Below are 13814 nucleotides of genomic sequence, written 5' to 3' on the forward strand. Positions count from 1 at the left end.
GGCCGAGGACATCCGAACCGGGCGTCTGACCGCGGGGACGCGCCTGCCGACCCAGCGCGCCCTCGCTGAGGCGCTCGACCTGAACTTCACGACGGTGTCGCGCGGATACGTCGAAGCCCATAAGCGCGGGCTGATCGAGGGGCGCGTCGGTCAGGGAACCTTCGTGGTCGATCCCGCTCGCCCGCCGCGTTCGACCGGTGCCACGACAGCGCGTCGAACCGGTCCCGTCGACTTCACCATGAACCTGCCCCCCGAGCCCGACGCGCCGGCCCTGCAAGCCCGCATGCAGGCCTCGTTCGCGGACCTGTCCGGCGATCTCACCAACCTGTTGCGCTACCAGGGCTTCGGCGGCACGGAGGAGGACAAGGAAGCGGCTCTGCGCTGGCTGAAAGGCCGCGGGGTCGTCACGTCCCGGGAGCGTCTGCTGATCTGCCCGGGCGCGCACAGCGCCCTGTTCGGCATACTGGGGCAGGTCGCTCAGGCGGGCGACACGATCTGCGCCGAGCGGATCACCTATCCCGGGATCCGCGCGCTCGCCGCACATCTGCGCCTGCGCCTCGTCGATTTGCCCATGGACCGATACGGGGTCGATCCGGATGCCTTCGCCGCCGCCTGCACCAAAGTCGCGCCGAAGGCCATCTACCTGAATCCGTTGCTGCAGAACCCCACCACCGCGACCCTGCCCAGGACGCGGCGCGAGGCCGTGATCGCGGTTGCGCGGCGATACGCCGTCACCATCATCGAGGACGACGCCTACGCCCGCATCTGCCCGTCTCCGCCGCCGAGTTTTGCGGAACTCGCACCGGAGATCACCTACTACGTGGCGGGACTGGCCAAGTGCCTGGGCGCCGGACTTCGGCTCGCCTTCCTGGTCGCCCCGAGCGCCCGTTCCGCACTGCCCCTGGGGGGCGCCCTGCGCGCCGCTACGGTCATGGCCTCGCCGATCTCGACGGCCCTGGCGACGCGCTGGATCATGGATGGCACGGCGGAGGCCATCGTCCAGTTCGTCCGCGAGGAATCAGCCGCACGGCAGCGCATCGCAACCGCGATGCTTCCAGCCGGGACCTACACGGCCGATCCGCATGCCTTCCACGTCTGGATCACGCTGCCGGAGGGCTGGACGCGCTCGGCCTTCGCCAGCCAAGGTCGGTCGGCCGGGCTCGGCGTCATCGCCAGCGACCCGTTTTGCGTCGCGGGGACGCCACCGGAGGCGGTCCGTCTCTGTCTCGGCGGCCCCTCGACCCGTCAGCAGATCACGCACGGCTTGGAGGTGCTTGCCCACGCCCTCGAAGGCTCCCCGGCCCTCGCCTCGGCCTACATCTGAACCGCCGAGCCCCATCGCGGTCGAAGCACACGCCCGGTCACTCGATGATGCGCTCGAATGACGACCAAGACGATCACACGATCAAGCTCTTTCCGGTCATCGGCCGTGCAGCCGAAAACAGCCTGATCGCGATCGCCATGCGAAGGTCTCCCGGCGACCTAGGAGGACTGCTTCCGGGCTACGCTACCGTGAGCGATCCGAACTCGGGCGGCGACAGGCCATCTTCGCCTCCCGCGTCCGCAGACGTGGCACTCCGGTCACCCAACGGACTTCGCGCTGCCGCAGCGCATCGACGAGACTGTCCGATGCCGCTTCGCTCGCGCGACCAATCTGCGACGCAGCGGCCAGGACCGTCACGAAGGGCGTTGACTCGGACCCCCGAAGCCGTTCAGAACGCATCCCGTTGCGGGCGTAGTTCAGTGGTAGAACGTCAGCTTCCCAAGCTGAATGTCGTCGGTTCGATCCCGATCGCCCGCTCCACGCCATTCCCCGTCGAAGACGACCGCGTGCGGTAGGCCCGCCCCTGCTCGGGACGGCCCTACCGGTCGATGGCGCGCCGTCCCGAATATCGAGAGACGCGCCAACTGACATCTGGCAGACGGCGATTCGATCGCGTGTCAGGCCGTCCGGGATGGGGCCTGAGCGAGGGCGGCCTTGGGCATGAGCATGTGCACGCCCTTGTTGCCATCGACCGTCTGGGTGATCCGCAGGTTTCCGGCCAGCGAGCACAGCATATAGGCTTGGTTCCGGGTGAGTCCGGTGCGCGCGCAGACGAGGCGGACCATCTCGCGCACGGCCTGCCGCATCGCCTCGTCAAGGCTCTCGTGCAGGCCGATGGACATCAGGTCGGTGGGGGTCTCGGCGAAGGGCCAGGCGCCCGGGAGATCCTTGCGCACGGTGAGGCGGAACGTGCCGGTGAGCCCCGTCTCAAGCGCCGTGATGCAGACCTCGCCGTCGCCCTGGACCCCGTGGCCATCCCCCGCGTAGAAGCCGCCGCCGGGATTGAACACCGGCAGGTACAAAGTCGTGCCGACCCGCATCTCCTTGTTGTCCATGTTGCCGCCGAAGGCGCGGGGCACCGGTGTGCCGACCCGGCCCCAGGCGGCGGGCGGGGCGGTGCCCAGGATGCCGAAGAACGGGTCGAGGGGCAGTTCCGTGCCCCAGGGCAGCCGGCAGAGGCCGCGGGCGGTGTCGATGTCGGCGTGGATCGTCTCGTAGTCGGTGAACTCGTCCGGCAGGGTGCCGAGCAGCGGCAGGATCGCCACGAAGCCCCAATCCAGGCGGAACTTCAGGTCGAGGATGTCGACCTGGAGCATGTCGCCGGGCTCGGCGCCCGCCACGTGGACCGGCCCGGTGACGAAATGCGGGCCGGGGCCGCGCTGCAGGGTGTCGAGGGCGTGGAGCAGGTCGGCCGGCACCCGGGCCGGATCGGGATGGAGCGACTCGCGCCCGCCCGCCGGATGCGAGTGCAGGGTGACGGTGTCGCCGGACGCGACGGTGAGGACCGGCGGCAGGGCGGCGTCGAAGTAGCCGAGCACCATCGTCTCGGGCGTGGCGGGGATCTCGTGATGCGTGGACACGGCGTCTCCTTGTTGTGCCGTCAGACGGCGATGTGACGGGTGAGCGTATCGTGGTTCAGCGCACCGGGGGCGCCGCGCTCGACGACGCTGCCCCGGGACAGCACCACCACGGCGTCGGCGACCCGCAATGCGAAATCGAGATACTGCTCCACGAGCAGCACCGTGATCCGGCCGTTCAGGCCGGCGATCACGGTCTCGATGGCGGCCACGATCGAGGGCTGGATGCCCTCCGTCGGCTCGTCCAGCAGGAGCGCCCGGGGTCGCGTGGCGAGCGCCCGGGCGATGGCGAGCTGCTGCTGCTGGCCGCCCGAGAGGTTGCCGCCCGGGCGGTGCCAAAGCCCGCGCAGGGCGGGGAAGAGCGCGACGGCCTCGTCCACGGCATCGGTGCGCTCCAGCCCGTGGGCGCGGGCGGCGACCCTCAGGTTCTCGGCGACGGTCAGCTCCGAAAAAATCTCGCGGCCCTGGGGCACGTAGGCGAGGCCCGAACGGGCGCGGCGGTCCGGCGACAGGCGGTCCAACGTGATCCCGTCGAGGGCGATCCGGCCGCGGCTCGCCGGGATCAGGCCGGTAAGGCAGCGCAGCAGCGTGGTCTTGCCGGCGCCGTTGCGGCCGAGCACGGCCAGGCAGGCCCCCGGCTGGACGGCGAGGTCGATCCCGCGCAGCACCTGCGCACTGCCGTAATGCTGGTCGAGCCCCTCGACTGCGAGGCGTGCCGGTGCGGGCGTCGTATCACTCATCGTCCGAGGAAGACCTCGATGACCCGGGCATCGCCGCGGGCGCCGCGCATGCTGCCCTCGTAGAGGGTGCGGCCCTCGTGCAGCACCGTCACCCGGTCGGCGACGGCCTCCACGAAGGCCATGTCGTGCTCGATCACCAGAATCGCCCGGTCCGGCCGCCGAAGCGCGCGGATCAGCGCGGCGGTGTGGGCCGTCTCGGCGTCGGAGAGGCCGGCCACCGGCTCGTCGAGCAGGAGGAGCGCGGGCTCTGCGGCCAGCACCATGCCGATCTCCAGCCACTGCTTCTCACCGTGGGCGAGGCGTCCGGCCAAAACCGCGGCACGCGGGGCGAGGCCGATCTCCCCCAGGACGGAGCTTATGCGGGCGGGGCGTTCGCGGGGCGCCAGCGCGGGCCCGCAGCCGATCTCCAGGTTCTCGCGCACGGTGAGGGCCGGGAAGACGCTGGGCTTCTGGAACTTGCGCCGCACGCCGGCCCGGGCGATCGCGGCCTCGGAGCACTGGGTCAGGTCGAGCCCGTCGCCCAGGGTCACCCGGCCGGCGACCGGTTTGGTGATGCCGGAGATGACGTCGAGCAGCGTGGTCTTGCCGGCGCCGTTCGGCCCGATCACGGCCCGCACCTCGCCGGGATCGACCGCCAGCGAGACGGCATCGAGGGCGGTGAAGCGCCCGAAGACGACCGTCAGGGCATCGACCACCAGGGCGCTCATCGGGCCGCCCGCAGCCAGGTCGGGCGGAGGCCCGCGAGGTCGAGAAGCCCGTTCGGCAGCACCAGCACCACGAGGAGCACCAGTCCCGACAGGATGAAGGGCCACGCCTCCGGCATCGCGGCGCTGAGCCAGAATTTCAGGCCGTTGACGAGCACGGCGCCGATCACCGCCCCGCCGAGCCGCCCCAGCCCGCCGATCGCCACCCAGACGGCGATCTCGATGGACAGATCGGGCGCCAGCACCCGCGGGTTGATGATGCCGACCTGCGGCACGTACAGGATGCCGGCCAGGGCGGCGATCATGGCCGAGAGGCACCAGATCCCGAGCTTCAGCCGGGTGGTGCTGTAGCCCAGCGTGCGCAGGCGGGTCTCGTCGTCGCGGCAGGCGAGCATCCGCCGCCCGACGGCACTGCCGACCAAGAGCCGGGCGCCGGCGAGCACGGCGGCCAGTGCCATCAGCGTGGCAACCGCGAGGCCCGTGACCACGCCGGGGGAGCCCATCGGCCAGCCGAACAGCAGCGGGAAGCCGGTCATGCCGTTGTTGCCGCCGAGACCGGTATCGTTGCGGTACATCAGCAGCATCGCGACGTAGACCAGCGCCTGGCTGATGATCGAGAAGTAGACGCCGTTGACCCGCGAGCGGAACGAGGCGAGCCCGAACAGGAAGGCGACGAGGCCGGCGACCGCCAGTGCGAGCAGGAAGGCGTAGGCGGCGTGGTCGAGGCCCGCCCAGTAGGCCGGGAGGCTCTTCCAGCCCATGAACTGCACGAAGTCCGGCAGCACCCCGGTCACGGCAGCGCCGTGGGCGAGCAGGTGCATGGCGCAGACATAGCCGCCGATGGCGAAGAACAGCCCGTGCCCCAGGCTGAGGATGCCGAGATAGCCCCAGACCAGGTCGAGGGAGACGGCCAGGATCGCGAAGGCGGCGAGCTGGCCCAGGGCGTTGACGAGGTAGGGGGCGGGGGGAGCCACCAGCAGGGCCGCCGCGGCGGCGAGGCAAAGCCCGACCAGCCCGGCGACCAGGGGATCGCGCAGGGCCCGCGTCGCCGGCCCGGTCTGGCGCGCCAGGGCGGTCCGGAGGGTTCCGCTCATCGCCGCCGCCGGAACGCGAACAGCCCCTCGGGCCGGCGCTGCAGGAACAGGATGATGCCGACGAGCACGATCACCTTGGCGGCGACCGCGCCGGAAATCGGCTCGAGCAGCACATTGGCGCCGCCGACCCCGAGCGCCGCCACCAGGGTCCCGGCAAGGCTGCCGACGCCGCCCAGCACCACGACCATGAAGCTGTCGATGATGAAGCCGGAGCCCATGCCGGGATTGACGCTGTAGATCGGGCAGAGCGCCACCCCGGCGAGCCCCGCCAGCCCCGAGCCGAGGCCGAAGGCGAGGCGGTCGACCCGGCGGGTCGGCAGGCCCAGGCAGGCGGCCATGTCGCGGTTCTGGGTCACCGCGCGGATGTCGAGCCCGAGGGGGGTGCGGCGCAGGATCAGCAGGGTCAGGGCCAGCGTCACCACCGCGAAGCCGATGGCGAAGAGGCGGTTCCAGGTGACGACGAAGTCGGCGTAGAGCGGTACGCCGCCGCTGACGTAGGCCGGCATCGCGAATTGCAGGTTCTGCGTCCCGACGGTGACGCGGATCAGATTCACCAGGAACAGGCTCACCGCCCAGGTGGCGAGCAGGCTCATCAGCGGGCGCCGGTAGAGGTGGCGCAGGATCAGCGCCTCGACCACGATCCCCACCAGGGCGACGGCGCCGAAGGCCACCGGGATCGCCGCGACGAGGTAGAGGTCGAGCAGCCCGGGGGCGAACCGGCGCAGCGCCTCCTGCACGCCGTAGGTGGCGTAGGCGCCGAGCATGATGAACTCGCCCTGGGCGAGGTTGATGACGCCCATCAAGCCGAAGATGATCGCGAGCCCGGCCGCCGCCATGAACAGGATGCTGGCGAAGCTCAACCCGTTGTAGACGACCGCGAGGGCGTCGCCGATCGCGACCGCGCGGCCGACCCGGGCGAGCCCCGCATCGACGGCCGCCCGGAAGGCCGGATCGGTCGCGTAGGCCGGATCGCCCTTCAGCGCCGCGAGCCGCGCCCGGGCGGTCCCGGACGGACTCGCCGCCACGGCGCCAATCGCCGCGACGCGCCGGGCCGGATCGGCCGAAGACAGGGCGGCCGCCTGGGCGAGGCCGGCGATGGTGGACTTCAGACCGGGATCCGTCTCCGCGTCCCGCGCCCGGTCGAACACCGCCTCCGGCACGGTCGCGATGCGCCTTTCCAGGACCGCGAGACCGGCGGCGCGCGCCGCCGGATCCGGTCCGGTCAGGAGGCCGATCATGCCGCGCGCGGTCTCGACGGCGGCGCGCTGGCGCAGGCCGAGGACGGGCGCGCGCGCCTCCGCGGCCGGCCGAACCGCGTCGGTGACGGCGTCGCGGCCCTCGGGCGCCCCCGGGCGATCGAGCAGGACCGCGCCCTCGGCGGTGCAGGACAGGCGGCGCTCGGCCAACGCGCCCAGGATCCGCCCCGCGAACGCCAGGTCATCGCCCGGCAGCGCGCCGCCGGCCTGGACGAGGCCCTCGGCCCCGCGCACCTGCGCTGCCCCGTCGCCGCAGAGCGCGGCCGCGAGCGCCGCCCGGTCGAACGGTGCGGCGGTGGCCGGGAGAGCGAGACAGGCGAGCGCCAGGGACCAGAGCGCCAGGATGGCACGCCGCCCCGGATCAGCCATAGGGGCTGAACGGGACCGGCTTCGGGGCGTCGGGGGATTGCCAGAGCACGTCGAAGCCGCGCTTCTCGTTGACCGACCCGATGAAGACGCCGCGGGAGACGTAGTTGTCCGCCCCCGTCATGGTCAGCGTGTAGCCGGACGGGTCGTCGAAGCTCAGACCCGCGAAGGCCTTGCGCACCTCCGGGACCGCGAAGGACCCCGCCTTGGCGGCGGCCAGCGCCCAGAGCTGGACGCTGTCGTAGGCCGAAACCATCGGATCGATCACGGTATCGGCGCTGAACGGGACGTTCTTGGCCTTCACGTAGGATGCCCAGTCGCCGAGGAATTTCCTGTTCCGCTCGCCCTTGGCGGCCTGGAGATAGGCCCAGCAGTTCAGATGGCCGACGAGCTTCCCGGTATCGAGACCCTCCAGATCGGCCTCCACCATGTCGAGGCCGAGGATCGGGACGTCGGTGGCACTGATGCCCTGGTTGGCGAATTCGCGCAGGAAATCGGGGATCGAGGAGCCGACGACGGTGAGCACCACGATCGGCTGGCCGCCGGGCTGGCTGGCGAAGCTGCGCACCTGGTTCACCAGCGTCTGGAAGTTCGAGAAGCCGAAGGGCACGTATTCCTCGCGCCACGCGGTCTCGGGGATGCCCTTGCCCGTCCAGTAGCCCTTCAGCTGCTTGTTGATCGTGCGCGGCCAGACATAGTCCGAGCCGATCATGAAGAAGCGCTTCGCGCCGACCCCGTCCGGACCCATCAGGTAGTCGACCGCGGGCAGCACGGAACTCGCCGGCGGCGAGTTCACGTAGACGACGTTCTTCGAATTCTCGTCGCCCTCGAAATGCAGCGGGTAAAACAGCAACCCGTCATTTTGCTCGACGACCGGAAGCACCGACTTCCGCGACACCGAAGTCCAGCACCCGAACAGGGCCGCGACCTTCTCCTGCTGGAGCATCTGCCGTCCGACCTGTGCGTAGAGCGGCCAGTCCGAGGCGGGATCGGAGGTCACGACCTCGATCTGACGGCCGTTGACGCCGCCGCGCCCGTTGATCTCGTCGGCCGCCATCCGGACCACGTGGTTCAGCCGGCCCTCAAGATTGGCCATCGTGCCGGAGGACGAGAACAGGCAGCCGAGCTTGACCGTATCGGCGGCGAAGGCCGGCCGGATGAGCGCAGGCGCCGCCAGGAAAGCCGCCGTGCCCAGGACGCCGCGCCGCGTGAGTTGCGTCATCGATTCCAAAGCTCCCTCGGCCGCACGCTCGATTGTCGGCCGCGGGGTCGGGGACGGGAAGGTCAAAGAGGCTGCAGATCGCCGGATGGCTTGCGCATATTGGCGTCACTTGTACACGCGACGGGCAGAATTCGCCCGGGACCATCCGCTTCAAAGACCGGAATACGGGGCCGACGTATAATGGCACTGAAGCGCGGCCGCTTCTGAGGCACGGAGCGGTCATGCCGCGGATCCCGACATCCGCTTCCCGGGGCGAGCCGATATGTGCGCCCGTCACGGCAATGATCGCCGTCCCGAATTCTCGACCGGCTGCTCACGGTTCGAGCCCAGCCTGAAACGCGTCCTCGGCTGATGCGCCGCGGCGCTGACGCTCGGCGTCGGACCGGCTACGGCGCGGGCGGCACGGAAATGGCAGCGCAGCGGCGAGCGATCCGGGCTTGGAGCGGCGCAGGGATGGAAACGGCATCGGCGATCGGCGCGGCAGTCCGCGCGCAGCGGGGCCGGGTTGAGGCTTTGTTCGCGGCGCTGGCCCGCTGCGGCCGGACCGAGCCCGGGTTCACGCGGGCCTCCTACAGCCCGGAGGAGACCGCGGCCCACGCGGTGGTGGTGCGCTGCGCCGAGGAACTCGGCCTCGCGGTCCGGCGGGATGCCGCCGCCAACACCACCATGACCCTGCCGGGCCGGGACCGCCGCTTGCCGCCGATCCTGATCGGCTCCCATCTCGACACCGTGCCCCAGGGCGGCAATTACGACGGGGCCGCCGGCGTGGTGGCCGGCCTCGCCGCCGTCGCGGCCATCCGCCGGCTCGGTCTGACGCCGGAGCGCGACATCACCGTCATGGCGATCCGCGCCGAGGAGAGCGTCTGGTTCCAGGTATCCTACGTCGGCAGCCGGGCAGCGCTCGGCAGCCTCCCGGACGGGGCCCTCGATGCCGTCCGGATCGACGACGGCCAAGCGCTCGCCGGGCATATCGCCCGGGCGGGCGGCGACCCGGAAGCGCTGCGGGCCGGCCCGCCCGCCCTCGACGCCACCGCGATCCACGCCTTCCTGGAGGTGCATATCGAGCAGGCTCCGAGCCTCGAGGAAGCCGGGATCCCGGTCGGGCTCTGCACCGGGATCCCGGGCAACGTGCGCTATCCCGATGTCCGGATCCGCGGGCGTTACGACCATGTCGGCACCCCGCGCCGCTTCCGCCGGGACGCCGCCATAGCCGGCGCGGAGATCGCCCTCGCCCTCGACCGGGTCTGGGCGGAGCGGGAGGCGGCCGGCTGCCCGATGGCGGTCACCTTCGGCCGGTTCCACACCGACGCCGCGGCGCACGGTATGACCACGGTCCCCGGCGAATTCCGCTTCAGCCTGGACATGCGGGCCTACACGGCCGGGGTGCTGGCGGAACTGGAGGCCGCCTTCCTGGACGCTGTGGCGGCGGCGGAGCGCCGCGGCGTCAAGGTGGCGCTCGGGTCCCGAGCGGAGGCCTCCGTGGGCGCGGTCGCGCCCCGGATCCGCGACGGGCTCGCGGCGGCGGCGGACGCGCTCGGCATCGCGACCCGGCCCCTCGGCAGCCCCGCCTCCCACGACGCCGCCGCCTTCGCCAAGGCCGGCGTGCCGATGGCCATGCTGTTCGTGCGCAACGCCAACGGCAGCCACAACCCCGACGAGGCCATGGCGATCGACGATCTGCTCGACGCCACCGCGATCCTCACCGTCTGGCTGGCGGCGGAAACCTGCGGCGGCTGAGGACCATTCTACTCGGGCACCGCAACGCGCGAGACTGACCACCTGGGCAGTCCGGCGGCGGCATGTCAGTGACCGTCTGGCACCGCTGCGGGATCGCACGCGTAGGCGATCCGGAAGGCGGTCGGGAACGGCGTGCCGTCATCCTCGACGGCGCTCTCGGCGCGGAGATCGTCCCGGAGGAGGATCCGGCGCACCATCTCCGGGATCATGACGCCGGCCATGTAGCGGCCCAGGCATTCGTGGTGACCGAGGCCGAAATGCAGGTACGCGTGGTCCGGCCGGGTCGGGTCGAAGCGCTCGGGATCGGGCACCCAGTCGGCGTCGAACATCGCCGACAGGCTCAGGGGCAGCACCACCCTGCCCTTCTGGATCCGGCGCGCCCCCGGGCCACCGCGTCCGAGCACGTGGTCGGTCTCGGCCTGCCGGAACATGAAGGCGACGATCGGCGCGAAACGGAGCGCTTCCCACACGAAACCGTCGAAGGCCGCGATGTCGGCCGCGGCGGCCCGCGCCGCCGCGTGGACGTCCGGGCGCCGCAGGATCTCGGCCAGGGCATTCACCACGGCCTCCGCGGTGGTCTCGATGGTGCCGATGAGGAGACCGCCGACGTTGATGACCACCCGGTCGATCCCGAAGCCGGCCGCGACCGGCATCTGCAGCCGCAGAAGCCGCGTGAGCACGTCGTCGGGCGGGTTCGCGCCCGCCTCGATGGCCGCGAGCCGGGCCGGAATGAGCGACGCGAAAGCGGCCTGCATCTCCGCGCGGGCGTGCTCGGCGGCGGCCTGGACCTTCGCGGCATCCGGACGCCCGTCGAAGGGCAGGTTGTTAAACTGGTCGAGCTGGTTCGCATACGACCAGCGCAAGAGGTCGGCGTCCGGCGCCGGGAAGCCGAGGAACTCCTGGACGATCCGCATCGGCACCAGGCGCGCAATCGACGCGACGACGTCGAGCGATCCGCCGCCCGCGTCGAGAACCCCATCGGTGATCGCGCCCGCGCGCGTCCGGATGGCCGGAAGGTCGCCCCAGGGCAGCACGGCGCGCATCACCGCCTTGTCCCTGTAGTTCACCTCGGTCCCGTCGAGCGCCAGCATGAACGAGCCCATCTTGGGCTTGTAGAGCGCGACGGAGAAGACGCTCGGCAGGGTGAGGATTTCGGCCACGTCGGCGCGCCTGGCCACGAGGACGACCGCGCCGCAATCCAGGATCGGCGCACGCTCCCGCAACTGCGCGAAGAAGGGTCCGGGGGCGCGCCGGATCCAGTCGCGGGCCACCGGCCAGCGATCCGCCACCGGCAGGGCTTCCAGCTCCGCGAGGCAGGGCGCGGCGGGATCGGGCATGCGCGACTCCATTCCACAAGGCGGCCGCGTTCGGCGGGGCGGGCCGTCAGTTCAGGGAGATATCCAGGCCTTCGCGTAGGCGCGCGACGAGTTCGCCCTGTCGGTGCGTCTGGGTCTTGGCGAACAGGGCGCGCAGCTGCGTCCGCACGGTGGAGATCGCGATCCCCCGCTCCCGGGCATGGGTGCTGAGCGAGCGCCCCGAGGCGACCGCGTGGGCGAGGACCGCCTCCGCGCCGGTCAATCCGAACAGGCATTGCAGGCGGCCGGGGGCCCCCTCCTGCAGCTTGGGTGCGCCGTTGCGGATCACCACGGCGAGTTCGGCCCTGACCCGCGAGCCCGTGCCCGTCGGACGCTTGGACAGGGGATGGAGCGAGACCCGCATCGGGGTGCCGGTCTCGGCACAGGTGATGGCGATATGGTCGGCCTGGGTGATCTTGACCCCGCCCTTGGCGGCGGCGAGCGCCTCGGTGGCGGCTTTGGCGATCCGGCGCGAGCACGGCCCGTCCTTGATGGCGAGGCTGCCCCGGTCGAGGGACAGGCCCGTGCGGGACTTCGCCAATGCCTCGGCGGCGCGGTTGGCATGGGCGACGCGCAGACGGGAATCCGTGAGGATCACGGCCGCGTCGAGGAGGTCGAGGGCGGAGGCGAGATCGGAGGACCGCTCCGAGGCCTGCCGCATCAGGGCGTAGAATTCGAAGGCCCGGCGCAGATGCGGCACGAGCGTCGACAGGCGCCGCATCTCGGCGGACTGGAACGGGCCCGCCTCCTCGTCGCGCATGGCCGCGAGGGTCGCCATCACGTCGGCTTCCCGGGCGAAATACGTGACCAGGCTGTGCTCGATGCCGAACGGCCGGACGACCTCCTTGAACAGGGCCGTCTCGCGGAACTGGGCGGGATCGACCCCCTCCTCGGCGCGAATCACCTTGCCCTGGTTCGACAGGATGTAGGGAAGCCGGGGGTCCTCGGTGGCGTGCCGGTAGAGGAACGTGCGGTACTGCGTCCGGTCGAACCCTGACACCGCCCACATGGGCTTGCGCGACCCGTCCAGGCTGAACACGGCGAGCTGCCCGACCCGGCCGCCGACGAAGCCGACGAGGTCTTCCAGAAGCGCGGACCACTCTTCCGGCTGGCCGACACGGTCGTAGATCGACCCGACCAGGTGCGAATAGGTCTCGAGTTCTTCCATCGCCACACTCCGCTGTCAGGGACAGGTTGAACGCGGACGTAACCTACGGCTCGCGGTGGTGATCGGCCTCCTCGACGGGCATGGCGGGCGGTGCCGTCCGGGCGGCAGGCTGCGCCACGTGTCCGAGGACGGCGGCGAACGCGGCCGGTGCGCTCGTCGATCGCGTCACGACGGCAGCTCGGGCATGGTCGGGGCCCTGGCTTAGGGTTGCTCGTACATTCGTTTTAGCAACGAGAACGAGAAGCGCGTCCCCCAAATGGATGAGGCATGCGCCGAGGGCCGTGCGACGGCTGTGGGATGGATGGCCGGTAACATCGCATGCCGGCAGGCCCGACCGCGTATCGCGCAGGCGGGGGGCGACAGGCGTTACGGTGCGAGCTTAAAGGCGCGTCAGCCGCAGCCGCCATGCGGGGTCCTGGGCGGCGCCCCTCACGGCCGCGCTGGGAGCGGTCGGGAAGACCTGCTCGATCACGTCCCGGTCGACAGGCCCCTCCGACAAGGTCACGCAGCCGCCGAGCGACAGCGCCAGCAGAGCCGCCAGCGCTGGCACCCGGATCGATCGTTCCGCCGTCCCGGCGCGGACGCGGCGCGGCGCGCACATGGCCCCGCCCCCCAGTTGATGGTCCCTACGCCGCGACCCGTCGCTCCGCGGGCGCCAGATCCCGGCTCGCCTGCTCGATCCGCACCAGCCAGCCCTCGGCGGCCTCGGCGCGTCGTTCGGCAGCCTGGACCCGCGCCTCCATCGCCTGCATCTGCGCGGCGGCCTCGGCCTGGAGCTTCCCGATCTGCGCCTCGGCGCGGGCCCGGATTTCCCCGGCCTTCGCGTCCGCCTGAGCCTGAACCTCGCGCAGCAGCACCTCGAAGGCGCGGACTTCCTGCTGCGAGCGCTTCAATTCCTGGAGCAGGGCGTCCTGCTCGGCGGCCTGCTCCCGCAGGCGCGTTTCCTGCTGCTGGGCGGCGCTCTTGGCCGCGGTGAGGGTGTCGAGCACACCGGTCCAGTCCGAGGGCATCCGGCGGGGCGCCGGAGCCGCGCCGTTCACCACGGCGATCACCGGCGCCGGCTGGGGGGATGCGGCCGGCGGCTTGTCCTGGCCGTCCTGCCGGTGCGCGACGATCTGCGCATCGAGGTTGGCCCAGAACGCCTCGTCCATCGCTGGCATCGCGGTTCCCTTCTGCCCGTTCGTGTCTCAAGACGGCGGCGTTGGCGACGCTGCGTCACGCGTCTCTCCGGAAACGCCCGCCACAGCATCATCCGCAGGTCGAAGAACCCC

12 protein-coding genes and 1 tRNA gene are annotated in these 13814 nt (G+C 71.4%); 3 read left to right on the plus strand and 10 right to left on the minus strand.

What is annotated here, in order from left to right:
* On the plus strand, positions 1 to 1324 hold a 1324-nt coding region (locus MKK69_RS13835), incomplete at its 5' end, for a PLP-dependent aminotransferase family protein (RefSeq protein ID WP_243968558.1).
* 405 nt (positions 1325 to 1729) lie between these two features.
* Positions 1730 to 1804: transfer RNA gene (locus MKK69_RS13840), tRNA-Gly, on the plus strand.
* A gap of 137 nt (positions 1805 to 1941) precedes the next feature.
* Here the strand turns inward: MKK69_RS13840 and MKK69_RS13845 are convergent.
* From MKK69_RS13845 to MKK69_RS13870, 6 genes are read right to left on the minus strand one after another with little or no spacing between them, the layout of a single operon-like run.
* On the minus strand, positions 1942 to 2904 hold the full coding sequence (locus MKK69_RS13845) for an acetamidase/formamidase family protein (RefSeq protein ID WP_243968560.1): 963 nt from the start codon (positions 2902 to 2904) through the stop codon (positions 1942 to 1944).
* A 20-nt stretch (positions 2905 to 2924) separates the two neighbouring features.
* A complete protein-coding gene (gene urtE, locus MKK69_RS13850) occupies positions 2925 to 3641 on the minus strand; it encodes an urea ABC transporter ATP-binding subunit UrtE (protein ID WP_243968561.1) in 717 nt (238 codons plus the stop codon).
* Positions 3638 to 4348 (minus strand): ATP-binding cassette domain-containing protein, encoded by a 711-nt coding sequence (locus MKK69_RS13855; protein ID WP_243968563.1) that lies wholly within the window; start codon positions 4346 to 4348, stop codon positions 3638 to 3640. Before MKK69_RS13855 ends, urtE begins: the two co-directional genes overlap by 4 nt.
* Entirely contained in the window at positions 4345 to 5439 is a 1095-nt protein-coding gene (gene urtC / locus MKK69_RS13860; protein WP_243968565.1) for an urea ABC transporter permease subunit UrtC, read from the minus strand. The genes MKK69_RS13855 and urtC overlap by 4 nt, the downstream gene beginning before the upstream one ends.
* Positions 5436 to 7064 (minus strand): urea ABC transporter permease subunit UrtB, encoded by a 1629-nt coding sequence (gene urtB, locus MKK69_RS13865; protein WP_243968567.1) that lies wholly within the window; start codon positions 7062 to 7064, stop codon positions 5436 to 5438. Before urtB ends, urtC begins: the two co-directional genes overlap by 4 nt.
* On the minus strand, positions 7057 to 8283 hold the full coding sequence (locus MKK69_RS13870; protein WP_243968569.1) for a transporter substrate-binding protein: 1227 nt from the start codon (positions 8281 to 8283) through the stop codon (positions 7057 to 7059). Before MKK69_RS13870 ends, urtB begins: the two co-directional genes overlap by 8 nt.
* Before the next feature lie 453 nt (positions 8284 to 8736).
* Here MKK69_RS13870 and MKK69_RS13875 point away from each other — a divergent pair, with 453 nt between their 5' ends.
* Positions 8737 to 10020 carry a hydantoinase/carbamoylase family amidase gene (locus MKK69_RS13875; RefSeq protein ID WP_243968571.1) on the plus strand — a complete coding sequence of 428 codons (1284 nt, stop codon included), beginning with the start codon at positions 8737 to 8739 and terminating at the stop codon, positions 10018 to 10020.
* A gap of 65 nt (positions 10021 to 10085) precedes the next feature.
* On the opposite strand, the gene MKK69_RS13880 is transcribed toward MKK69_RS13875, so the two are convergent.
* The 4 genes from MKK69_RS13880 to MKK69_RS13895 form a co-directional block, all read right to left on the minus strand.
* Positions 10086 to 11357 (minus strand): cytochrome P450, encoded by a 1272-nt coding sequence (locus MKK69_RS13880; RefSeq protein WP_243968573.1) that lies wholly within the window; start codon positions 11355 to 11357, stop codon positions 10086 to 10088.
* Positions 11358 to 11403: 46 nt separating this feature from the next.
* Positions 11404 to 12543 (minus strand): helix-turn-helix transcriptional regulator, encoded by a 1140-nt coding sequence (locus MKK69_RS13885; protein ID WP_243968575.1) that lies wholly within the window; start codon positions 12541 to 12543, stop codon positions 11404 to 11406.
* A 379-nt stretch (positions 12544 to 12922) separates the two neighbouring features.
* Positions 12923 to 13093, minus strand: a complete 171-nt coding sequence (locus tag MKK69_RS13890) for a hypothetical protein (protein ID WP_243968577.1) — start codon at positions 13091 to 13093, stop codon at positions 12923 to 12925.
* 76 nt (positions 13094 to 13169) lie between these two features.
* Positions 13170 to 13703, minus strand: coding sequence for a hypothetical protein (locus tag MKK69_RS13895; protein WP_243968579.1), 534 nt, complete (start codon positions 13701 to 13703; stop codon positions 13170 to 13172).
* Positions 13704 to 13814 lie beyond the last annotated feature (111 nt).

It is taken from the genome of Methylobacterium sp. J-026 (genome assembly GCF_022829585.1).
Taxonomy (GTDB): domain Bacteria; phylum Pseudomonadota; class Alphaproteobacteria; order Rhizobiales; family Beijerinckiaceae; genus Methylobacterium.